General features: G+C 66.5%; 19 protein-coding genes. 4 read left to right on the top strand and 15 right to left on the bottom strand.

Annotated elements, in window-relative coordinates:
• Positions 1-12: 12 nt before the first annotated feature.
• From WFL22_RS02035 to dapA, 3 genes are all read right to left on the bottom strand, one after another.
• On the bottom strand, positions 13-990 hold the full coding sequence (locus WFL22_RS02035) for a lipid II:glycine glycyltransferase FemX (protein WP_336991265.1): 978 nt from the start codon (positions 988-990) through the stop codon (positions 13-15).
• A gap of 4 nt (positions 991-994) precedes the next feature.
• Positions 995-2,671, bottom strand: a complete 1,677-nt coding sequence (locus WFL22_RS02030; protein WP_336651382.1) for a ribonuclease J — start codon at positions 2,669-2,671, stop codon at positions 995-997.
• An 82-nt stretch (positions 2,672-2,753) separates the two neighbouring features.
• A complete protein-coding gene (gene dapA, locus WFL22_RS02025) occupies positions 2,754-3,731 on the bottom strand; it encodes a 4-hydroxy-tetrahydrodipicolinate synthase (RefSeq protein WP_336651383.1) in 978 nt (325 codons plus the stop codon).
• Positions 3,732-3,971: 240 nt separating this feature from the next.
• On the opposite strand from dapA, the gene WFL22_RS02020 reads away from it, so the two are divergent.
• Both WFL22_RS02020 and WFL22_RS02015 read left to right on the top strand, forming a co-directional pair.
• Positions 3,972-4,520, top strand: coding sequence for a hypothetical protein (locus tag WFL22_RS02020; RefSeq protein ID WP_336991263.1), 549 nt, complete (start codon positions 3,972-3,974; stop codon positions 4,518-4,520).
• A gap of 384 nt (positions 4,521-4,904) precedes the next feature.
• Positions 4,905-5,615 carry a hypothetical protein gene (locus WFL22_RS02015; protein ID WP_336991262.1) on the top strand — a complete coding sequence of 237 codons (711 nt, stop codon included), beginning with the start codon at positions 4,905-4,907 and terminating at the stop codon, positions 5,613-5,615.
• 240 nt (positions 5,616-5,855) lie between these two features.
• On the opposite strand, the gene WFL22_RS02010 is transcribed toward WFL22_RS02015, so the two are convergent.
• From WFL22_RS02010 to dapB, 6 genes are all read right to left on the bottom strand, one after another.
• Positions 5,856-6,479, bottom strand: coding sequence for a dihydrofolate reductase (locus tag WFL22_RS02010; protein ID WP_336991261.1), 624 nt, complete (start codon positions 6,477-6,479; stop codon positions 5,856-5,858).
• 3 nt (positions 6,480-6,482) lie between these two features.
• Positions 6,483-7,292 (bottom strand): thymidylate synthase, encoded by an 810-nt coding sequence (locus WFL22_RS02005; RefSeq protein ID WP_336651387.1) that lies wholly within the window; start codon positions 7,290-7,292, stop codon positions 6,483-6,485.
• Positions 7,289-8,236, bottom strand: coding sequence for a GGDEF domain-containing protein (locus tag WFL22_RS02000; RefSeq protein ID WP_336991260.1), 948 nt, complete (start codon positions 8,234-8,236; stop codon positions 7,289-7,291). Before WFL22_RS02000 ends, WFL22_RS02005 begins: the two co-directional genes overlap by 4 nt.
• 149 nt (positions 8,237-8,385) lie before the next feature.
• A complete protein-coding gene (locus WFL22_RS01995) occupies positions 8,386-9,984 on the bottom strand; it encodes an APC family permease (protein WP_336991258.1) in 1,599 nt (532 codons plus the stop codon).
• 147 nt (positions 9,985-10,131) lie between these two features.
• On the bottom strand, positions 10,132-10,593 hold the full coding sequence (locus WFL22_RS01990) for a hypothetical protein (RefSeq protein WP_336991257.1): 462 nt from the start codon (positions 10,591-10,593) through the stop codon (positions 10,132-10,134).
• The gene (gene dapB / locus WFL22_RS01985) at positions 10,590-11,336 is read right to left on the bottom strand and encodes a 4-hydroxy-tetrahydrodipicolinate reductase (protein WP_336991255.1); all 747 of its coding nucleotides are present in this window, start codon (positions 11,334-11,336) and stop codon (positions 10,590-10,592) included. Before dapB ends, WFL22_RS01990 begins: the two co-directional genes overlap by 4 nt.
• Positions 11,337-11,378: 42 nt before the next feature.
• Here dapB and WFL22_RS01980 point away from each other — a divergent pair, with 42 nt between their 5' ends.
• Positions 11,379-12,884: a biotin carboxylase gene (locus WFL22_RS01980; protein WP_336991254.1), complete on the top strand. Its 1,506-nt coding sequence runs from the start codon at positions 11,379-11,381 to the stop codon at positions 12,882-12,884.
• Here WFL22_RS01980 and WFL22_RS01975 read toward each other — a convergent pair.
• The 6 genes from WFL22_RS01975 to WFL22_RS01950 all read right to left on the bottom strand — a co-directional run bounded on the left by WFL22_RS01975 (position 12,865) and on the right by WFL22_RS01950 (position 20,466).
• Positions 12,865-14,259: a M16 family metallopeptidase gene (locus WFL22_RS01975; protein ID WP_336991253.1), complete on the bottom strand. Its 1,395-nt coding sequence runs from the start codon at positions 14,257-14,259 to the stop codon at positions 12,865-12,867. The genes WFL22_RS01980 and WFL22_RS01975 overlap by 20 nt on opposite strands.
• A 178-nt stretch (positions 14,260-14,437) precedes the next feature.
• On the bottom strand, positions 14,438-16,690 hold the full coding sequence (locus WFL22_RS01970) for a polyribonucleotide nucleotidyltransferase (protein ID WP_336991252.1): 2,253 nt from the start codon (positions 16,688-16,690) through the stop codon (positions 14,438-14,440).
• A gap of 307 nt (positions 16,691-16,997) precedes the next feature.
• The gene (locus tag WFL22_RS01965; RefSeq protein ID WP_336651395.1) at positions 16,998-17,477 is read right to left on the bottom strand and encodes an SRPBCC domain-containing protein; all 480 of its coding nucleotides are present in this window, start codon (positions 17,475-17,477) and stop codon (positions 16,998-17,000) included.
• A 367-nt stretch (positions 17,478-17,844) separates the two neighbouring features.
• A complete protein-coding gene (gene serA / locus WFL22_RS01960; protein WP_336991251.1) occupies positions 17,845-19,437 on the bottom strand; it encodes a phosphoglycerate dehydrogenase in 1,593 nt (530 codons plus the stop codon).
• A 217-nt stretch (positions 19,438-19,654) separates the two neighbouring features.
• A complete protein-coding gene (locus WFL22_RS01955) occupies positions 19,655-19,975 on the bottom strand; it encodes a hypothetical protein (protein ID WP_336991249.1) in 321 nt (106 codons plus the stop codon).
• A complete protein-coding gene (locus WFL22_RS01950) occupies positions 19,975-20,466 on the bottom strand; it encodes a hypothetical protein (protein ID WP_336651398.1) in 492 nt (163 codons plus the stop codon). The genes WFL22_RS01955 and WFL22_RS01950 overlap by 1 nt, the downstream gene beginning before the upstream one ends.
• 90 nt (positions 20,467-20,556) lie before the next feature.
• Between WFL22_RS01950 and hrpB the strand changes: the two genes are divergently transcribed.
• Positions 20,557-23,196, top strand: coding sequence for an ATP-dependent helicase HrpB (gene hrpB / locus WFL22_RS01945; protein WP_336991247.1), 2,640 nt, complete (start codon positions 20,557-20,559; stop codon positions 23,194-23,196).
• Positions 23,197-23,233 lie beyond the last annotated feature (37 nt).

The following is a 23,233-nucleotide window of genomic DNA, read 5'->3' as shown; positions in this document are numbered from 1 at the left end:
ATCCCCACAGCGCTACTCCTTCGCCGCGGAACCGTCGCCAGTCGCACCGTCACCAGTCGCGCCGCGACTGCGGAGCTTCGCCCGCAGCTCGTGCAGGGCGTCGAGGGTGCGGCGCACCGCGTAACGGCCGGGCTTCACCGGGATCTCCCACGCACCAGAGAACTGCACAGCGTGGCCGCCGAAGGTGCGCTTGAAGACGGTGAAGCCTGTCCACTCGTCGGGCACATCGTCGCGAGCGGAGATGCCGTAGAAGTCGAAGGTGCGCAGCCCGCGAGCCTTCGCATCGAGCATCAGGAAGACGATGAACGGCGCGGAGATCTGCATGCTGTTGTTCGAGAGATCGCGGCCCACATACAGGTAGTAGCGGGTGTCTTCGTCGTCGATCACATAGCCTACGACCTTCGTCTCGCCCTCGTGCTTCGCGACGAACACGCGCGCGATGCCCTCCTCGACGAGACCGCGGAAGTGCTCGAAGTAGCTGCCGTCACGCACCTCGAAGGAGCGCGTCTCGCCTGTCAGACGCAGCAGTTCGACACCGAGATCGTAGTCTGCGGGGTCATCGCACTCGGCGAAGGTGTAGCCCCGTTTCGCGGCACCACGATGCTGCTTGCGGCGGGTCGCATTCATCCCGCGCACGATCTCGTCTTCGTCCTGGGTGAGGTCGACGACGTGGGTGCGGCTCGGCTGGAAGCCGGTGAGCATGCGCTTGCCGCGCGCAGCTGCCTGCTCCGGGGTGATCGGCAGCGACGGCTCGATCACCAGGCGGTAGCAGCCGAGACGCTTCGCCTGGGCCCGAGCGTCTGCGATCGCGGCGTCAAGCGTGCGCTCATCGGCAACCACCGGGCCGTAAGGCAGGTAGAGGTACGGCCCTAGCGCATCGCGCACGATGCGGCCGAAATAGTGCCACCCTTCCCCACGGCCCGAGACAACCTCTTCGCCCAGCGCGCGCTGAAACTCCCACCAGCGCTCCGTCTGAAAGAAGTTCGCCATACCGTTACACCACCACCACGACGGGAACGATCATTGCCTTGCGGCGCAGCTTCGTGCCGACCCAGCGGCCGACGGTGCGGCGGGTGATCTGCTGCAGCTGGTGGTGATCGGTCACGCCATCCTTCATCGCCGCTTCGAGCGCGTCTGCGATCTGCGGCTTGATCTTCTCGAAGACGTGCGCCTCCTCGGCAACACCCTTCGCGTGGATGTCGGGGCCGGAGACGATGTGCGCCGTGGTGGGCTCGACGACGGTGATCACCGAGATGAAGCCCTCCTCGGCGAGCGTGCGGCGGTCGCGCAGATCGTCGTCGGTGACCCGGCCGACGCTCTTGCCGTCGACGTAGATGAACTCGGTGTCGAGCTGACCCACGGCGCGGGCAACCCCGTCGGCGAGGTCGACGACGGTGCCGTTCTCGGCGATGACGGTGCGGTTCTGCGGCACGCCGGTCTCGATCGCGAGGGCGGCGTTGGCGACGAGCATGCGGTATTCGCCGTGAATCGGCATCACGTTCTTCGGGCGCACGATGTTGTAGCAGTAGAGCAGTTCACCGGCGGCGGCGTGACCCGAAACGTGCACCTTCGCATTGCCCTTGTGCACGACATTGGCGCCGAGCTTGATGAGGCCGTCGATCACGCGGTACACGGAGGTTTCGTTGCCCGGGATGAGGCTCGACGCCATGATCACGGTGTCGCCCTCGCCCACCTCGACCTGGTGCTCGCGGTTCACCATGCGGCTGAGCACAGCCATTGGCTCACCCTGCGAACCGGTGGACATGTAGACGATGCGGTGATCGGGGATGTCGCCACTCTTCTTGAGATCTACGAGCACGCCGTCAGGCACGTTGAGGTAGCCGAGATCGGAGGCGATCTTCATGTTGCGCACCATCGAACGGCCGAGCAACACGACCCGGCGGCCGTTGGCCTGGGCTGCGTCGAGCACCTGCTGCACGCGGTGCACGTGGCTTGAGAAGCTGGCGACGACCACCTTGCCGGGAGTCTTCGCGATGACCTGCTCGATGACGGGCCCGATGTTCTTCTCGAGCGGAGTGAAGCCGGGCACATCGGCGTTCGTCGAGTCGGTCATGAAAAGGTCGACGCCCTCTTCGCCGAGCTTCGCGAACGCGCGCAGATCGGTGATGCGGCCGTCGAGCGGCAGCTGATCCATTTTGAAGTCACCGGTGCCGATGACCAGGCCGGCCTCGGTGCGGATCGCAACGGCAAGCGCGTCGGGGATCGAGTGGTTGACCGCGATGAACTCGAGGTCGAAGGGGCCGTACTGCACGCGGTCGCCCTCGGCCACCACACGGGTCTTGGGACGGATGCGGTGCTCTTTGAGTTTCGCCTCGACGAAGGCGAGCGTGAGGCGCGAGCCCACGAGAGGAATGTCTTCGCGCATCTTCAACAGGTAGGGCACGCCACCGATGTGGTCTTCGTGGCCGTGCGTGAGCACGACGGCGACGATGTCGTTCAGACGGTGCTCGATCTTGGTGATGTCGGGGAGGATCAAGTCGACACCGGGGTGCTGCACCTCGGGGAAGAGCACACCGCAGTCAACGATCAGCAGCTTGCCGCCGATTTCGTAGACGGTCATATTGCGACCGACCTCGCCAAGTCCGCCGAGCGGGGTGATGCGAAGGGTGCCCTTTTCGAGCTTGGGCGGTGCGTAAGGGGGGTTTGTCATGTGTTCCTTGGCTGTTCCCGGAGCCTGTCGAGGGGATTCAGCTATCGGGTTCCCCCTGCGACAGGCTCAGGGGGCCGCTTCGTTAGCGGGTGGTGCCTGCGATCTTGGGCAGGGCACCGCCGGCGGCCGCATTGCGGTCCGGCCTGAAGTTCGAGAGATCGACGCCGGGCACGTCGGTCACGAGGGCGAGTTCGTCCTCGATGAGGGCTGCTTCCCACTCTTCCGGACCCACGAGGGGCAGGCGCACGCGCGGGCTGCCGATACGGCCGAGGCCGTGCAGGATGTACTTCGCCGCGACAGTGCCGGGCACGTGGGTCATCACGGCGCGCACCAGAGGCTCGAGACGCTGGTGCGCGTCGCGGGCGGTGTGCAGATCGCCGGCGTTGACGGCATCGACGATGGCGCGGTAGGGAGCGGCGGCAATGTTGGCGGTGACGCCGATGAGGCCGGTGGCCCCGATGGAGAGGTGCGGCAGCACATTGGCGTCGTCGCCAGAGAAGTAGAGCAGATCGGTCTGGTTGAGCACACGGCTCACCTCGCTGAAATCACCCTTTGCGTCTTTCACGGCGAGGATGTTGGGGTGCTTCGCGAGGCGCAGAATCGTCTCGTACTTGATGGGCACGCCCGTGCGGCCGGGGATGTCGTACAGGATCACCGGTAGCTCGGTCGCGTCTGCGACCATGCGGAAGTGGGTGAGCAGGCCCGCCTGGGTAGGCTTGTTGTAGTAAGGGGTGACGATCATCACGCCGTCGGCGCCGGCCTTCTCGCTGGCCTTGTAAAGCTCGATCGCGTGCGCGGTCTCGTTGGATCCGCCGCCAGTGATGATCTTGGCGCGGCCCGCCGACACCGACTTTGCGACCTCGACGAGCTTGATCTTCTCGGGGTCGGTCAGCGTTGAGGTCTCGCCGGTGGTGCCGGTGACGACGATGCCGTCTGCACCGCTCTGAATGCAGTCGTCAATGTGCTTCTCGACCGCAGGCCAATCGACCTCGCCGTCAGCCTGGAAGGGCGTGACGAGCGCGACGAGCACCTGACCGAAGGGGTTTTCCTGGATTGCCACCGTACTAGGCTACCGGACTCCGCCGACACGGGCCCGTGCACACCCACCGCCCTGGCCGAAACGGACCGAACGCGGGTCGCGCTCGCCGGTGCGCCTACCGGATGCATCTCATTCGCAGAGCGTTTTCTCCTACGACCTCAGCGAGCGCCTACGATAGATGCACTCCCTCGGGAGCTCAGTTCGAATCCCCTACTGCTTCGAGTTCGCGGAACTCGAAGAGCCAAGATCTGGAACCCGTGAATGCCGGAAATCGATACCAATCTCGACTCGATAGACCCGGGCGCCCCAGTTCCCGTCTTCAGTGCCGAAAGTTGCCCTCGCATCACTGATCCTGCGACGGGCGAACCACTCGTCGTTCCGTCATTTGCGACCCTGGATCAGGCCAGAGAACGCGCACAGCGTGAGAAGAACGGGGACCTGCATCGGCTGCGCTTTTTCCTCGATCACGGTCACGAGTGGCCGCTCTGGGACACACGCTGCGGATACACAGCCGAGCCGAGCTGCTATGGCCTGAGCCTGGGTCTCGTCGAGAAGATCGCAGCTTGGAGCGACACCTGGCGGAACGCCGCGAACGAACTACTCCGAGGCCCCGACATCAATGTCCCGCTCGTGCTCGATGCCTCGTGGTACCAGACCGGGTGGGCACTCGCCCGATCGACGGCGCAGGAGATCTGGCACATGGGCGACGTCTTCCCGGAGTTCCTCAACGGTCTGCGACCTGCCTCCTGCCGGGCACGCTCTGGGTACGTTCGCACCGGATTCTCTCAGCAGCATCGCCGACCAGAATGACATATCTGGCCTCCCTGAACTAGCCAACAAGCGGCTAACCCAAGCACGCCACGCTCTTCATCTTGATCGGGCCTAATTGTGTCCGATACCCCCGAGTACACCCTGTGCTTAAGCGCGTTTGGAAGCAGATCGAACTGAAAGCACTCAATGCGTCGAGCGGAGATCGGATCGGCTTGGGTTGCTCGAACACCAGTCATGAACTGCACCGCCAGGCCTGAACCACACGAGCAGAGGAATAGCCGCCTCGAAGCCGGCCATCAATGCGGCCAGGAGAAGCGCGCCGTCCGCGCCTTTCGAACACTCGATTACTAGGAAAAAACCTAGTTAACATGTTAACTTTTGATTGTTTACCTACTTAAATGAAATAGTAAAAAAGAGGTTGCAATGAAGCAATTTGTCTCATATTTCACTAGAAGCATTTCACTCATGGCCCTTTGCCTCTTCATGGCATATGGACTTTCCGCCCTGGACTCTTCCGCGGCGCACGCCCTCTCAGACGATCAGACCAGCCCCACACCCGAGCACACTCAAGACATCCGCCTTGTCGTTCTCGCTGAGGATGGCACGCAAACTCCAGTTGAGACTCCGCCTCTGGGAGGACTTGCACCGCAAGAAGACGCTCTTGCTCCATATCTCATCGACTTCAATCAGTGGAGCCAGTGCTACTCATTTAACAATTCTGGCTTCGTCCTCAAACAATATGGGTGGATCAACGCTCCCGGATCAGCCACAATGGTCACGCTCAAGTGCGGCACGGAGGGCTATGGCTACAAGCACATTACACAGAACCACAGGTCCCACTGGGAGACGGTTCTAGCGAACGCGGAGGCTACTGGCTGGAAGAAGACAACTTACATGATCAATACGTGGGACGACCTAATGTTCATGGCACTTGTCAATGCAGTGAGCGGCCCCGCAGGGACCAGCAATAACCCAGCGAGCAATAAGGCCTGTGCCAACGTTCAATTTGGACTCGTGGATAGCTCTACGGGCGCTGTCAAATACAGCTTCAGAGCCGAAGGTGTAATTTCGATGAATAACCTGACCACAATCACGGCCTTTCCCTCAAGTAGAACGTGGTGTAACCATGTGTGACGCAGCATAAACACCTCAGTCTGAGACCTAGCGAACGCGCAAGATGAGCTTTACGGAAGCGCCCCGATGTTCTGTCGGGGCGCTTCTATGCACCCCACAACCTTGCGCCATTCAGAACTCCATTGAACACAAGTTCAGCTGGCTGACCGCAGGCGGAACTGCATAGTCCGAGATCAAGCGGAAAGGCGTTGGGTTCGCCAAGACGTAGGGACTCCGCCGACACGGGCCCGTGCGTCGGTGTCAGCGGCGCAGCCAGCGCTCGAAACGGTAGCCGAGACCGGTCGTCGATACGAGCGGTGTGCCTGGGTCTGCGAGCCGCCATTCGGGCCCGATTTCGGGCGCGAAAGTGTCGGCGTCGGGCACGTCGAGTTCGATTCGCGTCACCACGAGTTCGTCGGCGAACGGCATGGCCGCACGGTACAACTGCCCGCCACCCATGATCCACGCGGCCCTGGTCGGCCAGGTGCCCGGATCCTGGCACGTTGTGCCGGGATTATCGGCGATCCGGCTGAGGTGCGCCTCGTACTCGTCGCGCACACGACCTCGGGTGCGCTCGATCGCTGCTTCGAGCGACGTCACTGCGGTCGCCCCGGGCGTTTCGAGGTCTCCCGCGCGCGTCACCACAACGTTTTCGCGGCCCGGAAGCGGTCTGAAGCGTTCGGGCAACGACTCCCACGTGCGGCGGCCCATGATGACGGGCGCGCCCCAGGTGGTGTGCTTGAAGTGGGCGAGATCTTCGGGCAGATGCCAGGGCATCGTGCCGTCTCGACCGATGGCGCCGCCCCGGGCCTCGGCCCAGATCATACCGATGCCCGCGCCGATGCTGTCGCCGAGGTCGGCTCGCAGGCGGTCAGCGTACGTCACGCCTCACACCGCCACAGGCGCTTTGATACCGGGGTGATGCTCGTAGCCGACGATCTCGAAGTCGTCGAGGGTGTAGTCGAGTATCGAATCGGCCTTGCGGATCTCGATGCGGGGGTAGGGGAAGGGCTCGCGGGCGAGCTGCCGTTCGACCTGCTCGAGGTGATTGTCATAGATGTGGCAGTCGCCGCCCGTCCACACGAATTCGCCGGGTTCGAGCCCGGTCTGCTGCGCGACCATGAGGGTGAGCAGCGCGTAGCTTGCGATATTGAAGGGCACGCCGAGGAACATGTCGGCGGATCGCTGGTAGAGCTGGCAGGAGAGCTTGCCGTCGGCCACGTAGAACTGGAAGAAGGCGTGGCAGGGGGCGAGCGCCATCTGGTCGAGTTCGGCGACGTTCCAGGCTGAAACAATGATGCGACGCGAATCGGGGTCGGATCGCAGCTGCTCGACGACCCGAGCAATCTGGTCGATGTGTTCGCCGTTCGGGGTGGGCCAAGAGCGCCACTGCACTCCGTAGACGGGTCCAAGATCGCCGTGCTCGTCAGCCCACTCATCCCAGATCGTAACGCCGTGCTCGCGGAGGAAGCCGATGTTGCCCTCGCCGCGCAAGAACCACAGCAGTTCGACGGCCACCGATTTGAAGTGCACACGCTTCGTGGTGATCAGCGGGAACGACTCTGCAAGATCGAAGCGAATCTGACGGCCGAAGAGGCTGCGAGTGCCAGTTCCAGTGCGGTCGCTCTTGGGGGTGCCATGCTCGTAGACCTCGCGCAGCAGGTCTTCGTAGGGGGTCGGGATCGCGTTCGCAGTCACGCTGACGAGTCTAGCGCGGCAACCTTGCGGCGCTGCTTGTCGGCGAGCATGCTGAGGTCGGCGCGAGAAATGAACTCTTTCGGCGTCTCACCCGGCTGCCACTGGGCGATCCCGAACGACCAGGTTGGGGTGAACACCTCGTTCCTGAGCCGCTCGGCTGACTCCCTCGCCTGTCGGGCATCGCAGTCGATCAGCAGCAGCGCGAACTCGTCGCCGCCGAAGCGCGCGAACACGTCTTCGGTACGGATGCGTTCATCGATGTCTCGGGCGAAACTGCGCAGCATCTGATCACCGACAACATGCCCACGGCCGTCGTTGATGGCTTTGAAATTGTCAATATCGAGATAGACGAGCGCCAGCGGACGCTCGTTGCGTTCGGCCACAGCCACAGCTTTCGAGAGCAGGTACTCGAAACCTCGTCGGTTCCACACATTGCAGAGCGAATCGGTGATCGCTTCGCGCTCAAGCCGCCGCTTAAACCGGTGCACGAGCTCACCGAGGGTAGCGCCGCTCACAACCAACACGAGCAGGACTGCCGCCGGGTCCAGCCCATACTTTACGATGACGGCCCCGCAGAAGAGCGCCAGCCAACTGTAGCCCAGCAACCGGGCGAACCAGATCGGCAAGAACCAGACGAGGAAGATGAAGTAGGGGAAGAACAGGAAGCCCAGCGACAGCACACGCAGTTCATGGGATGAAAACAGCACGTTCGGAACGGCAGTCAAGAGCGGCAGACTCATGACGACACCTGCCGCGATTCTTGAGAAGCGATCTCCAATGATGAGGATGCCGAGAGCCGCACTGAAGGAGAGCACAGCGATCACCAGCAGGTCGTAGCGCGGACCGGCCGTGAGACGGAATATCGTTGCGTTCAGCAGCGGGAACAGTCCGCCGGCGAAGTAGAAGGAAGCGGCAGCGAGCGAGCGATCGTTCTGCTTTCTCATCCGCAACACGTTCCTCCCCCTGCCCTCCGTTGTGAATCCTACCGACTCGCAGCCTGCAAATCCGAAGGGTATCGCAGAACGGAGCATGTCCGTGATCCTGTACAGATTGCGGACATGCTCCGTTCCGGTGCGTTGCGGCAGGGCGGCAGCTACGAACCGAGCCCATCATCGAAGACCTGCAGCGCCGAGGTGTCGTTGCTGGCGTCGGCCTTCGCGAGCACGCGGCCCTTGAAGAAGTCGGGAGCCACGCGCGCCTGCAGCAGCATGAGCACCACGCCGATGCCGAGCACAGCCACACCGATGATGCCGACGAGGCCGATTCCGCCGATGTTGCTGCCCGATCCGAAGCTCGGGTTCATGCTGTCGATCGTGGTCTGCACGAACACGATCAGCAGCAGCACGCCGCCGATGCCGGGCAGCACGATCTTCGAGATGACCGAACCGAGACCCTCCTTGAGCGCCGCCTTGCGGAAGTACCAGGGGCTCGCGAGGGCGGTGATGCCGTAGTAGAAGCACACCATCATGCCGAGCGCCGTGATGGTGTCCCACAGCACGTCTTCGCTGATGAAGCGCATGATGGCGTAGAAGGCCGATGCAACGATCGACGACCACATGAGCGCCACGTAGGGCGACTTGTACTTGGGGTGGATGCGCTTGATCGAAGCGGGCAGCGCGCGGTAGTGCGACATCGCCAGCAGCGTGCGGGCCGGCGAGATCGCGGTCGAGTTGATCGAGGCCATGGCGCTGACGAGGATCGCGAGCGAGAGCAGGATCGCGGCGGGTCCCATCACCGGGTGCGCGAGCGCGGCGAACACGTTCTCGGCGATGTCGGGGTTGCCGAGACCGGTGGGGCCGTCGCCGATGCCTGCGTAGGCGACAGTGGCGGCGGCGGTGCCGACGTAGAGCACGACGAGGATGAGCACGAGGATCGTGGCAGCCTTGCTCTCGGTCGAGAGGCGTCCCTTCGAGGGCTTGGTCTCCTCGCCCATGGTGAGCACGGTGTCCCAGCCCCAGTAGACGAAGATCGACACGGCGATACCGGCTGCGAAGGCGCTGAAGCTGTCGACCTCGAGCGGGTTGAACCACGAGAGTTCTGGCATGCGGCCCTCGGTGTTGGCGGAGTCGCCCGCACCGATGAACATCGCGATGATGAACCAGACGAGCACGATCATCTGGAAGGCCACGGTGACGTACTGGAAGATCTTGGTGGAGGTCATGCCGCGGTAGGAGATGAACGTGGCGATTGCCATGAAGCCGAGACAGACCGCGATGTTGATGAGGCGGTTGCTCGCGAGGTCGGCGATCGAGGGATCATCGGCGACGATACTGATCGACTGGAAGAGGAACTCGACGGCGATGCCGGCGAGGTTCGAGAGCACGAGCACGGTGGCGGCGATCAGGCCCCAGCCCGCCATCCAGCCCACCCAGGGGCCGAAGGCGCGGGCTGCCCAGGTGAAGGAGGTTCCCGAATCGGGCATCGCCGAGTTGAGGGCGCGGTAGCCGAGTGCGACGAGCAGCATCGGGATGAACCCCATGAGGAAGATGGCGGGGGTCTGATAGCCGACCTCGCTCGCAGCCGGGCCGACCGCCGAGGTCAGCGTGTAGGCCGGGGCGCAGGTGGAGAGTCCGATAACGAGGGCACCGAGCACCCCCACCGTTCCCGAGGGGAGCCCCTTCTTGCTGATTCCTGTCACCGAATCCAGCGTTCGCGTCGCTGGTTCGGCGGCCGTCAGGTCGTACTTGGCCATAGTGTTCTTCACCGTTGCTTTCCCACGCACCGTAGCGTGTTCGCGCATTCGGCGGCAGGATGATCGCGGGGTCATCCGGGCCCCGTCCTGCTGCCGTCCGCGGACGATTGTAGGCCGGAAGTTCGGAATTCCCTAACCCTGCACGGATCACCTACGAATTTCGTCGCGTTCCAGGGAGATTGCTTGTCGGATCGCCCCTCTTGCGCGTCGTCGATCACCGCAGGCGTCATACACGATGCCCAGCCGCATCCACGCCCGCCACGAAGCCGGATCCGCCTCAGCCTCGTCGCGGTAACGCGGGAACGCCGCGTCGGCATCCTCGCGCACAGGGCGCCCTGATGGGTGCGTGGCGACGGGCTCCTCGGGAAGGCCCCCCTCAGCGGCGAGCCTGTCGGCGAGCCTCGTCGCGCTGCGCCCGAACTGCAGCTCGCGCACGAGCGCCCACACGCCAATCAGCGGCAGGATCAGCATCGCCGCACCCATCATCACCGGGATCGGCTCCTGAGAAGCGAGCAGGGCCACCGCGCGAATACCCGCGAACACGAAGTAGAGCACCAACAGCACGCTCATCACCGCGACGCCCAGCACAGACCGCGCCCGAGGGCTCATGCGTTGGCTCCGAGCACGCCGATGCCGAGCACGCTGTCAAGACCGACCGTGAGCCCACGAGCTTCGCCGACGGCTTCGAGCGCTGCGCGGATCCCCGCGCGATACGCCTCGTTCGAGTGGGTGTCATGGGTGACGGTGAGCACCTCGCCAGGCCCGCCGAACCGCACCTCCTGTTTCGCGACCACACCGGCAAGCCGCAGACTGTGCACCGGGATTCCCGCGACAAGCTGCCCACGCGCCGGCTGCTCGGCGAACGGTGCCTCGAAGGGGCGGCCCTCGCGAGCCTCAGCCATCAGCTCAGCAGTGCGCACCGCCGTACCCGACGGCGAATCGACCTTCGCGGGGTGGTGAGCCTCAACAACCTCGACAGCGTCAAAATAGGGCGCCGCGATACGCGCGAGCGCCGTGCCGATCACCGAGCCCAGTGAGAAATTCGGCACCACGATCACGCCAGCATCGGGCAGGCCGGCAAGGCGCTTGCCCAGCTCGGCGAGGCGATCCGCCGACCAACCGCTCGTGCCGACGATGACGCGCTGCCCCCGCGCCAGCGCACGCTCCACAATGGCAGGCGAGGCATCGGGGTGACTGACATCGATGAGAATCTCGGCCTCAGCACCCGCCTCAGGCTCAGACGCACTGGTCAGCCGAGCGACAAGCTCGAAATCGGGGTGCTCCTCCACCACTCGGCAGACGAGGGACCCCAGACGGCCGGTGGCACCCGCCACCGCAACGCTCGCAGACATGCCTCCTAGGGTACCGAAGTTCGACTGGGGTACCCTCGAAGTATGACGACGGCTCCCGGTTCTTCCCCCTCGCGCCCCCGCCTCACATCCCTCGCAGAGATCACGGAGCACCTGCGGAACGACCCGCAACCCTTCTTCTACGTGAGCCGATCCGCAACGAACCTGCTCGGCGTCGACCGCTGGGTCGGCGGGTTCCGCTACATCTCGCTGCGCGATTCCTGGGACGGTGCCCACCCGCGCGCCTTCGCCCCCACGAACGTGCCCGACATCGAACCCCGCGGCAACATCAACATCGTCAACTGGTTGCTCAGCAACGAACAGGTGCAGCGCTACATCGCCGAGCAGACCCCCGCCGGCCTGCGCCCGAAGATCGTGATGGCAATGTTCGATGAGCGCAGCGAGCGCATCTGCCGCGAACTCGGCTACGACATCGCGATGCCCGAGGTCGCCCTGCGCAGCCGCCTCGACTCCAAGATCTCCACTACGCAGCTCGGCAACGACGCGGGCGCGTTCAGCGTGCCCAACATCCTCACCACGATCACCGGCTGGGACGACCTACGCAGCCAGGCACGCGATGCCGGGCTTGGCGAGCACCTGGTGATCCAGCTCCCCTACGGCGATTCCGGCCGCACCACCTACTTTGTCTCCTCGCACGCCGACTACGAACGCGTCGCAGCCGCGATCACAGGCCCTGACATCAAGGTGATGCGACGCATCGCGCACCTACCGCTTGCCGTGGAGGCTGTGATCACCGCCGCCGGCACCGTCACCGGCCCGGTTCTGCGCGAGATCACCGGCCACCCCGAGCTGACCGCGTACCGCGGCGGCTGGGCCGGCAGCGAACTCTACCCCTCCCTACTCGGCGACGACGCCCGCAACCGCACCCTCGACCTCGTCGAACGCTTCTGCAACCGTCTCGCCGCAGAGGGCTACCGCGGCATTCTCGAGGTGAGCGTGCTGCTCGACACCGACACCGACGAGGTATATCTCGGTGAACTGAACCCGCGGATCAGCGGATCGTCACCGCACTCGAACCTCACCCCGCACGACACCACACTGCCGCTCTTCGCCTACCACGTGCTCGAGTTCTCAGACGTCGACTTCGACCTCGACCTCGCACAGATCAAGGCGGAACGCGCTGCCGCGCTCGACAACGAGACCTGGAGCACACTCGTGATCCAGTACCCCGGCCCCGACACCGACCGCGTCGTGGAGGCCCCCAGCACCGGGCGCTACCGGGTATCGCAGGACGGTGCCCGCCTCGACTTCATCGCAGCAGACCTCGACTGGCAGGCGCTCCAGTCGCCCGACGAAGTCTTCTGGATGCGCGCCGTGGGCGTCGGCGACTACCGCGGACGCGGCCTCGATCTCGGCATGCTCATCACTCGCACTCGCGCGCAGGAGCAGCATTACGCCCTCACCGAACCCACCAAGCGCCTCATCCCGGCGGTGCAGGGACTCTACCGCGGCACGCGCGTGCCGACGGCCAAGGTGTATTGGCGCGCCGGCATGCGCAAGCTGCGGGAGATCACTCAGCGGTCGCGCTGAGCGTCGACCTCGCCGTGTCGCCCACGGCCACAATCGTGAGCGGACGAGCCGCAAGATCGGCGGCGATAGCACGGATGTCGTCTGCGGTCACCGCTGCGAAGCGCTCCAGCGAGGCGTCGAGATCGTACAGCTCACCGCTGCCGAGCTCCGCCCGCGCGAGACGTCCCATACGGGTATCGCTGTCTTCGAGCGCGAGCGCCGACGACCCCGCAATCTGCCCGAGCGCACGTTCGCGCTCTTCCTCGGTGATGCCGCTCTCTGCGATCCGCTGCAGTTCGAGACGGCTTAGCTCCACCACCTCTGAGGCCTTCTCGGGCGCGCAACCGGCGTACATCCCGAAGAGGCCGGCATCGCTGTAGCTCGCGCCGAACGAATACGCCGTGTAGGCCAGGCCGCGCTTCTCACGGATTTCCTGGAAGAGCCTGCTCGACATGCCCCCGCCCAGCACCGAGTTCATGACACCGAAGGCGAATCGACGCGGATCATTGGCGCGCAGACCCTCAGCGCCGATCAGTAGATTGATCTGCTCGCTCGGACGCGCAGTGATGTGCACGCTCGGCTCGGTGCCGCGCTCGGCAAGCGACGCGAGCGAGGCCGCGCGATCCGCCGCCCCTGCCTGCGCGCGGCGCACCGGAAGCGCCGAACGGCCCGTGTGCCAGCGATCTTCAGGCGAGAGATCGAGGGCCGAGAGCACCTGCTCCACGAGCTTGTCGTGGTCGACAGCCCCGGCAGCCGTGATGACGAGCGTGCTGGGGTCGTAGCGGTGACGGTAGTGCGACGCGACGTCATCTCGTCGAGCGGCACGGATGGTTTCGGGCAGGCCTCCGATGGGGCGGCCGAGCGGGTGCTCCCCCATCACCGCCTCGAAGAACCGCTCGTTTGCGACGTCGGCGAGATCATCAGCGGCCATCGCGAGCTCTTCGAGGATCACACCCCGCTCCATCTCGAACTCGTCGGCGTCGAGCACCGAGCTCGTCACCATGTCGGCGAGCACGATCACCGCACCCTCCAGATCGGCGTCACGCACCTTCGCGTAGTAGCAGGTGTACTCCTTGGCCGTAAGCGCGTTGTGTTCGGCCCCGATGCGATCGAAGCTGGTAGCGATCGAGTAGGCGTCGCGTGTCGGCGTGCCCTTGAACAGCAGGTGCTCCAGGAAATGTGTCGAGCCGAGACTGCCGGGGGCGTCATCGCGCTCGCCCTGCTCGTCGCGCGAACCGACGCCCACCCAGAAGCCGATGGAGGCGCTGCGGGCGCTCGGCATGCGCTCGGTGAGCACGCGCAGGCCACTGGGGTGCACGGTGCGCCGCACGACGCCTCCGGCGAGATCGGTTTCGAGTTCCGGCTGATCAAGCGGCAGCAGAATAGGTTCGCGCATCCTGACAGCCTATGCCCTCGTGCACTGCACCTCTGCCGCCCAGGCTGCACGTCGCCGAGAATGGCGAAGAACCGCCTCTCAGCAGCGCCTCACTCCCCCATCAACACGGAAGCGCCCGCCGAGCCTGAGCTCGACGGGCGCTTCGTGATCCGCACCGGCACTGCCGGGCCGCAGAGGGTTATTCTGCAGCGGCCTCCTCAGCGGGGGCCTCAGCGGCGGTCTCTTCGAGCACCGGCTCGAGCGAGAGCTTGCCACGATCATCGACCTTCGTGATCTTCACGAGGATCTTCTGACCGACGGAAAGCACATCGTCAACGCTCTCGACACGCTTGCCACCGGCGAGCTTGCGCACCTCGCTGATGTGCAGCAGACCGTCCTTGCCGGGAAGCAGCGACACGAAGGCGCCGAAGGCGGCGTTCTTCACCACGGTGCCGAGGTACTGCTCGCCCACCTCAGGGTTCTGCGGGTTCGCGATGGCGTTGACCTGGGCGCGAGCGGCCTCAGCGGAGGGGCCGTCGACGGCGCCGATGTACACGGTGCCGTCGTCGTCGATCGAGATGTCGGCGCCGGTCTCGTCCTGGATGCCGTTGATCGTCTTTCCCTTGGGGCCGATCAGCTCGCCGATCTTGTCGACGGGGATGTTCACCGTGATGACGCGGGGCGCTGTGGGCGCCATCTCGTCGGGGGTGTCGATCGCCTGCGAGAGCACGTCGAGGATGGTGGTGCGAGCCTCCTTTGCCTGCGACAGCGCACCAGCGAGCACGTCGCTGGGGATACCGTCGAGCTTGGTGTCGAGCTGCAGCGCGGTCACGAACTCTGAGGTGCCTGCGACCTTGAAGTCCATGTCGCCCAGTGCGTCTTCGGCACCGAGGATGTCGGTCAGGGTTGCGTAGCGGGTCTCACCGTCGACCTCGTCGGAGACGAGACCCATGGCGATGCCTGCGACGGGCGCGCGCAGCGGCACGCCGGCGTTGAGCAGCGACAGCGTCGAAGCGCAGACCGAGCCCATCGAGGTCGAACCGTTCGAGCTGAGCGCCTCGCTCACCTGGCGGATCGCGTAGGGGAACTCCTCGCGGCTGGGCAGCACCGGCACGAGCGCGCGCTCGGCGAGGAAGCCGTGGCCGATCTCGCGGCGCTTGGGGCTGCCAACGCGGCCCGTCTCACCAGTCGAGTAGGGCGGGAAGTTGTAGTGGTGCATGTAGCGCTTGCTGCTGGTGGGCGACAGCGAATCAATCTGCTGCTCCATCTTCAGCATGTTCAGCGTGGAGACGCCCAGGATCTGGGTCTCTCCGCGCTGGAAGATCGCCGAACCGTGCACGCGCGGGATCACCTGGACCTCGGCGTCGAGCGCACGGATGTCGCGCAGACCACGACCGTCGATGCGGGCGCCCTCAGAGAGGATGCGACCGCGCACGATCTTCTTGGTGACCGACTTGTAGGCGGCAGACACCTGGCCCTCGATCGCGGCAGGCAGTTCGCCGGCCTCGATCTTGGCTGCGATGGCCTCCTTGACGCGGCTCTTCAGCGCGTCGTCGGCGTCCTGGCGCTCCTGCTTGTCGGCGATCTGGTAGATCGCGGTGAGCTCGGCCTCGGCGAGCTCGGCGACAGCGGCGTAGGCCTCGTCGGTGTAGGGCAGGAATACGGGGTACTCCTGGACCTCCTTTGCGGACTGCGCGGCGAGCTGCTCCTGCGCCTTCACCAGCTGGGTGAGGAAGGGCTTCGCGGCTTCGAGGCCCTGGGCGACGACGGCCTCATCGGGCTTCGTGGCGCCGGCCTGGATAAGGTTCCAGGAGCCCTCGGTGGCCTCGGCCTCGACCATCATGATCGCGACATCTTCGGTGCCGTCGGCCTTGGTGATCACGCGACCGGCGACCATCAGGTCGAACACGGCCTCCTGCAGCTGTTCGGCGTTGGGGAATGCCACCCACTGGTCGCCGATGAGCGCGAGGCGCACGCCTGCGATCGGGCCGGAGAAGGGCAGGCCCGAGATCTGGGTCGACGCCGATGCGGCGTTGATCGCGAGCGCGTCGTAGAACTCGCCGGGAGCGATCGACAGCACGGTGACAACGATCTGCACCTCGTTGCGGAGGCCGTCGACGAACGACGGGCGCAGCGGGCGGTCGATGAGGCGGCAGACGAGGATCGCCTCGGTCGAGGGGCGGCCCTCGCGGCGGAAGAACGAGCCGGGGATCTTGCCTGCTGCGTACGAGCGCTCTTCGACGTCGACGGTCAGCGGGAAGAAGTCGAAGTGATCCTTCGGCTGCTTCGATGCGCTGGTGGCCGAGAGGAGCATCGTCTCCTCGTCGAGGTATGCGGCGACGGCGCCCTGCGCCTGCTGCGCGAGGCGACCGGCCTCGAAACGGATGGTGCGCTTGCCGAACTTGCCGTTGTCGAGCACGGCCTCGGCGAACTTGATTTCAGGACCCTCCACGGGTTCTCCATTCACTTGCGAGAGCGCGTGGCGGCAGCTCGAGACGCTGCGAGCGGTGCTGCGCAGGCCCGGGTGCTGATGTTCAGTAGAAGACCACCCCGGTTCTGCGGCCCGCGCAGGGGCCGGCGGGGGGGATCCACCACCGAAGACCAGCCCGCCGACCGACGCGCTCGGTTCTTCATTGAGGCGGGCAGATGCCCGCACACCAAGGTTATCACCGGTGCTTTGAAAAGGCTCGGGATCGCGTGTGTTCTGCACGCTCGCCGCTCCGAGGCCCGTGGCGGGCACCGGCGAGCCCCGCACCGAGCTACCTGTAGAAGCCCTCGCGCAGATTGATGCCGTGCTCCAGCCAGGCCTTCATCGCGGCCAGCATGCCCGTCCATCCCATGCAGTTGCCGAAGGCCCCCACTGCACCGCCCGGTGTGGAACGCCACGCACGCTCCGTGATCCGCACCTCGGTGCGTGCGCCGTCATCGACTGAGCGGAACACAAACTCGACCTCGGTGCCCCGCGGGTCGAGCGTCGCGGCGGAGTCTCCCGCCCATCGCAGGCGGATGCGGGCGGGCGGCACGGCCTCGATGATTTCGACGGGGAACGCGCCGGGAGAATCGGCGAAGTTCCAGCGCACCGTCGCGCCGGTCTCGATGCGGCCGATGGCTCCACCGGTGGTGAAGTAGCGGCTGAGAATCTCGGGGTCGGCCACAGCCTCGTAGACCTCGGCCGGCGGTCGGGCAATGAAGCCGAACACGGTGAAGTCGAGTTCGGCGAGGCCGTCATCCATACTCATGCCCCGACTCTACGCCGCCGCTGCGCAAGCGTCACCCCCTCACCTTCCTCTCCCGGCCCCTACTTGCTTCCTTCCCCACGGAGGCATCCGTCGAGAGGCGAAAAAAGCGCCGCAACCCGCCTACGAAGCCGCAAAATCCTCCACTCGGCGAGGTGGATCCCGGGGCCAGCAGGGGGCCAGGCGAGAGACGGCAGGCTGCATAGCGGCGGGCGGCGGGCAACCCTGGGCAGAGCAGAGGCCCCGGTCCCCGCTTATGCGGGGACCGGGGCCTCTGACCACGCGCCTACTGCGCGAAGGTGGTGCAGCTGCGCCTACTGCGCACCGGCACCGTTCGTGCGCCTACTGCGCGATGGCACCGTTCGTGCGCTTACTGCGCATCGATGCTGATCGTGCTGAGGGTCTCTGCCCCGATCGCACCGCGCAGCGCGCCAATGAGCGACTCCTCCACAGGGGCGTCGACCGAGAGCACCGACAGCGCGGTGCCCTTCTTCTCGTCGCGCGCGATCTGCAGGCCGGCGATGTTCACGCCGGCCTCGCCCAGGATGCCACCGTAGGCCGCCACGATGCCGGGGCGGTCGACGTAGCTGAACACGATGAGGTGGTCCGAGAGCGGCAGTTCGAGCTCGTAGCCGTTGATGCCCACGATCTTCTCGATCTGCTTCGGGCCGGTGAGCGTGCCCGACACCGACATCTGGGTGCCATCGGTCAGCGATCCGCGGATCGTGATGACGTTGCGGTAGCTCTCCGACTCGGCATCAACGGTGAAGCGCACCTCGACATCGCGCTGCTCGGCGAGAAGCGGTGCATTCACGTACGACACCGGATCGCTCACGATCTTCGAGAAAATGCCCTTGAGCGCAGCCAGACGCAGCGCGTCGACGTTGTGCTCGGAGAGTTCACCGTGCACCTCGATATCGAGCGACGCGATCGCGGTGCCCGCAAGGCCCGCGAAGACCTGGCCGAGCTTTTCGGTGAGCGGCAGGCCGGGGCGCACATACTCGTCGATGGCACCCCCCGCGACGTTGACGGCGTCGGGCACGAGATCGCCGGCGAGGGCGAGACGCACCGACTTCGCGACCGAGACGCCCGCCTTCTCCTGAGCCTCTTCGGTCGAGGCGCCGAGGTGAGGCGTCACGTTCACGTTCGGCAGGCCCGTGAGCGAGGTGTCGGCCGGGGGCTCCTGCATGAAGACGTCGAGCGCGGCACCGGCGATCTCACCGGCTGCGAGCGCGCCGACGAGCGCGGCCTCGTCGATGAGGCCGCCGCGGGCGACGTTCACCACGTAGGCGGTCTTCTTCATGGCGCGCAGCTGCTCGGCACCGATCATGCCGAGCGTTTCGGGGGTGCGCGGCATGTGGATGGTGAGGAAGTCGGCACGCTCAACGAGTTCGTCGAGCGTCACGAGCTGCACGCCGAGCTGCTGGGCGCGGGCCGCGGTCACGTAGGGGTCGAAGGCGATGAGCTCGACGCCGAAGCCGCGCAGGCGCTCGGCCACGAGGGCGCCGATACGGCCCAGGCCGACGATGCCGATGGTCTTCTCGTACAGCTCGGTGCCGGTGAACGACGAGCGCTTCCATTCGCCGGCCGAGAGCGAGCCGTGGGCGCGCGGCAGGTGCCTCGCGAGGCCGAGGATGTGGGCGACGGTGAGTTCTGCCGCGCTGATGATGTTGGAGGTGGGCGCGTTGACCACCATCACGCCGGCCTGCGTGGCCGCTTTGATGTCGACGTTGTCGAGGCCGACGCCCGCGCGGGCGACCACCTTGAGATTGGGGGCCCAGCCGAGCGCTTCCGCGTCGATCTGCGTGGCCGAGCGCACGAGCACCGCGTCGGCGGTGGCGAGGGCGGCGCGCAGGGCGTCGCGATCAGTGCCGTCGACGTGCACCACCTCGAAGTCGGGGCCGAGAGCGGCGATGGTGGCGGGAGACAGTTGTTCGGCGATCAGCACGACCGGCGCAGACATCAAGCGGATCCTTCGGGTCAGCGGCAGGAGATTTCCGGCCCGACACGCGGAACCGGATTTCCATCCTATCCTGCCGCGCCAGCTGGGCTGCGGCCCGAAGCCGCCCCGCGTCATCCCGCGTCATCAGGGCGCGCGGCAGCCATCGCGGTGCTGCGACGGGATCGGGCGGCGGATCCGGATCCGCCATCCCATCATCAGCAGAGAAGCGACCGCGCGCTTAACCGAAGAAACTCGACTGCGGCACGAGGTGCAGCACTTCGAGCTGCACCGCCGCAACCAGGCCGAGCCCGGCCGCGATCACGAGCAGTCGCGGGCCGGCGGTGCGGCCCTTGCCGATCAGCAGGGCGAGCGCGTAGACGAGCACGGGCAGGGCGATGCCGAACACGAGCCAGAACCAGCCGGCACCCGAGATGCCGAGCCCCATCGAGTCGGCCATCTGCGGCAGCAGCACGGCGTTGCCGATCGCCGCAATGACGGTGTAGATATAGAGCGCGGTGAGCAGCGCGGCGGCCGCCCACACCGTGATGCGCCGGGCCATCAGGCTCCTCCTCCGAAGACGGGCAGGGGTAGCAGCACGACGGCCCCGATCACGATCCAGATCGTGAGGCGTCGCATGCCGGCCCCACGGCACAGCACCATTGCCGCAGCGAACCAGAGGATCGGGGCGAGCGGTGCCGCCCAGAACACGATCTGCTGCAGCACGGCGCCGAGCGATCCGCTTGATTCTGCCACCGAGGCGTTCTGTCCGGCGTAGAACTGGGCCCAGCTGAGCCAGATCCAGGCGTAGAGCAGGTAGAGACCGCCGAAGACGCCCAGCAGCACGAGCGCAGCGTTCGACAGTTGCGCTGGGGGTGCGTCAGCCTCCGAGTCGGCGGCGTCGACTGAGCCGTCGTCGATTCCGCTGCCCGCGGCTTCGCTCGGGGTGTCGTCTGCTGCGGGTGCGTGATCCGCTGCGGGAAGCGGATCGGCGTGCACCGTCCATCCGCTCGCGATGGCGCTCTCGCGCTCCTCGCCGTCTGGTTCTGCCATGACCACCAGCCTAGCGAGCGGAGTCTCGGAGCATGCCGAATGCGCACTCCCGCCACAGGGCGCATGCGGTACCGCCCGTAGGATGAGTGCGTGACCGCCCACCGCTTCGATCTCGACCGCATCGGCGCGGGGCTCCCGGTGGCGGCGGCGCACACCGCCATCGCAGAGGCCTCGAGAAGCGGGGCGTGCGTCATCACCGCACCGCCCGGCACCGGCAAGACCACCTATGTGCCACCGCTCATCGCGAACCTCACCGCCGCGAACGGCGGCGGGCGGGTGCTGCTGACGCAGCCACGCCGGGTAGCGGTGCGGGCAGCGGCCCGGCGGATCGCGGCACTCGATGGCGGCGGCGACCTCGGCGGCAATCTTGGCGGCAACGATCTCGGCGCAGTGGGCTTCACCGTGCGCGGCGAACGACGCGTCGGCCCGCGCACCAGGCTCGAGGTACTGACACCTGGTGTGCTGCTGCGGCGTCTCATCGCTGACCCCGCGCTAGAGGGTGTTGACGCGGTGATCCTCGATGAGGTGCACGAGCGCTCCGTCGACGGTGACCTCCTGTTGGGGCTGCTGGCCGAGGTACGGGCACTGCGCGATGATCTGCGCCTGGTCGCCATGTCGGCAACGCTTGATGCCCGCGGGATCGCCGCACTGCTCGGCACTGACGGCGCCCCGGCCCCCGTCGTCGATATCCCGTCTCCGTTGCATCCGCTGCGCATCGACTTCGCGCCCTTCGAGGGCGCCAGGCTCGATGACCGGGGCACGACCCGCCCGTTTCTGACGCACCTCGCCGCTGTCGCCGCGGCGGCGCAGGCCGAGCAGGGCTGCGATGCGCTCGTGTTCGTGCCCGGTGCCCGCGAGGTCGACGAGGTGGTGCGGCTGCTGCGCGAGCAGCAGCGGGGCGGCAGCCCTGTCGAGGTGCTGCCCCTGCACGGCCGCATTTCGGCGCGGGATCAGGATCGCGCCGTGCGCGGTCGCGGCAGCGGCGATCCGCCCCGCATCGTGGTGAGCACCTCGCTGGCCGAGAGCTCGCTCACCGTGCCGGGGGTGCGTCTTGTCATCGACTCGGGCCTGGCGCGCGAGGTTCGCCGCGATCGTGCGCGCGACATGACCGGGCTGGTCACCGTGAGCGCTTCCCGTGCGAGTGCCGAGCAGCGGGCTGGCCGCGCTGCTCGGCAGGGGCCGGGCCGGGCGGTGCGCGCCTACTCGGAGACTGATTTCGCGCGCATGCCGGCCGCGGCGGCCCCCGAGATCGCCTCCGCCGACCTTGCCGATGCGGCCCTGCTGCTCGCCGCGTGGGGCACCCCTGGCGGGGTGGGCCTGGCGCTGCCGACAGCGCCGCCGGCTGCAGCGATGTCTGCTGCCGGCGAGGTGCTGCGCACCCTCGCACTTGTCGATGCGGCCGGACGCATCACCGCGACGGGTGAGCGCGTGGTGCGGATGCCTGTGGGGGTGCGCGAGGCAAGGGCGCTGCTCACCGGGGCCGAAGTGCTCGGCGACGCAACCACGGTCAGTGAGATCGTGGCGGCGATGTCGGATGATCACCGGGCTGTCGGCGCGGATCTCACCGGGCTGCTGCGCGAGCTGAGCGCGGGGCGGCATCAGGGGGCGGATCGCTGGCGCCGGGAGGCCCGCCGCCTTGCCGGCATTGCGGGCGGCGACGCGGCTCCCACCGCAACCACGACTAACGCAGGCGCTGCCGGCGCGGCGGCAAACCGCGCGACGCCGCCGGGATCCACCCCCGGCATCGTTACTGCACTGGCCCGCCCTGAGTGGATCGCGCGCCGCACCGGGGAGCACTCCCGCAGCTATCTGCTCGCGAGCGGCACCCGGGCCGCACTCCCCGAGGGCAGTGCGCTGCTCGGCAGTGAGTGGATCGCGGTGCGCGAGGTGCAACGGGCCGCTGGGCGCGCCGCCGACGGCACGGGTGCCGTGATCCGCCTCGCCGCACCGCTCGACCCCGATGATGCCTTGCGCATCGGAGACGCGCTGCTGCTGACCGAGCGAGTTGCCCGCGTCGATGCCGGCCGTGTGCGGGTGCGTGAACAGCGCAGGCTCGGCGCCATCACACTCTCGTCGCTCCCCGTCGCGGCGACGCCCGATGATGTGGGGCCGGCGCTCGCCGCGCACCTGCGCGAGCACGGGCTTGCCGCGCTCGATTGGACCGAAGCGGCGGCCTCACTGCGTAACCGTCTCGCCCTGCTGCACCGTGAACTCGGCGAGCCGTGGCCCGCTGTCGACGACGAGGCGCTGACCGCGCGCATCGAGGAGTGGTTGGGCGCAGACCTGGCACGGCTCCGCCCGGACGCCTCGCTGCGCGGCATCGATGTTGCCACAGCGCTGCGTCGTCTGCTGCCGTGGCCCGAGGCTGCGCGCTTCGACGAGTTGGCGCCCGAGCGTCTGACGGTGCCATCCGGCTCGAGTGTGCGCATCGACTACCCGGATGCGTCGGCTGACCCTGCCGCGCGGCCCGTGGTCGCGGTGAAGCTGCAGGAGGTGTTCGGTCTCGCCGCCACCCCGCGCATCGCGGGTGGCAAGGTGCCGATGCTCTTCCACCTGCTCTCCCCCGCCCGCAGACCGCTCGCGGTCACCGACGATCTTTCATCGTTCTGGAACGGCCCCTACGAGCAGGTGCGGCGCGAGATGCGCGGCCGCTACCCGAAGCATCCGTGGCCGGAGAACCCCTGGGAGGCAGAGCCGACGGCTCGCACGACGCGCGCCACGAAGCGGTGACTGCGGTGAGGTCACAGCGCCGCGGCACTGGTTCTCC

This window comes from Leucobacter sp. VD1, from assembly GCF_037150695.1.
GTDB lineage: Bacteria > Actinomycetota > Actinomycetes > Actinomycetales > Microbacteriaceae > Leucobacter.
This window is presented reverse-complemented; position numbering and strand designations above follow the sequence as displayed.

Coding starts and splice junctions, on each gene's coding strand:
- WFL22_RS01995 (WP_336991258.1), bottom strand. CDS start 9,984: ATGGCCAAGTACGACCTGACGGCCGCCGAACCAGCGACGCGAACGCTG.
- dapB (WP_336991255.1), bottom strand. CDS start 11,336: ATGTCTGCGAGCGTTGCGGTGGCGGGTGCCACCGGCCGTCTGGGGTCC.
- WFL22_RS01980 (WP_336991254.1), top strand. CDS start 11,379: ATGACGACGGCTCCCGGTTCTTCCCCCTCGCGCCCCCGCCTCACATCC.
- serA (WP_336991251.1), bottom strand. CDS start 19,437: ATGTCTGCGCCGGTCGTGCTGATCGCCGAACAACTGTCTCCCGCCACC.
- WFL22_RS02035 (WP_336991265.1), bottom strand. CDS start 990: ATGGCGAACTTCTTTCAGACGGAGCGCTGGTGGGAGTTTCAGCGCGCG.
- WFL22_RS01950 (WP_336651398.1), bottom strand. CDS start 20,466: ATGGCAGAACCAGACGGCGAGGAGCGCGAGAGCGCCATCGCGAGCGGA.
- WFL22_RS01990 (WP_336991257.1), bottom strand. CDS start 10,593: ATGAGCCCTCGGGCGCGGTCTGTGCTGGGCGTCGCGGTGATGAGCGTG.
- WFL22_RS02015 (WP_336991262.1), top strand. CDS start 4,905: ATGAAGCAATTTGTCTCATATTTCACTAGAAGCATTTCACTCATGGCC.
- WFL22_RS01965 (WP_336651395.1), bottom strand. CDS start 17,477: ATGAGTATGGATGACGGCCTCGCCGAACTCGACTTCACCGTGTTCGGC.
- WFL22_RS02020 (WP_336991263.1), top strand. CDS start 3,972: ATGCCGGAAATCGATACCAATCTCGACTCGATAGACCCGGGCGCCCCA.
- WFL22_RS01975 (WP_336991253.1), bottom strand. CDS start 14,259: ATGCGCGAACCTATTCTGCTGCCGCTTGATCAGCCGGAACTCGAAACC.
- WFL22_RS02000 (WP_336991260.1), bottom strand. CDS start 8,236: ATGAGAAAGCAGAACGATCGCTCGCTCGCTGCCGCTTCCTTCTACTTC.
- WFL22_RS01955 (WP_336991249.1), bottom strand. CDS start 19,975: ATGGCCCGGCGCATCACGGTGTGGGCGGCCGCCGCGCTGCTCACCGCG.
- WFL22_RS02030 (WP_336651382.1), bottom strand. CDS start 2,671: ATGACAAACCCCCCTTACGCACCGCCCAAGCTCGAAAAGGGCACCCTT.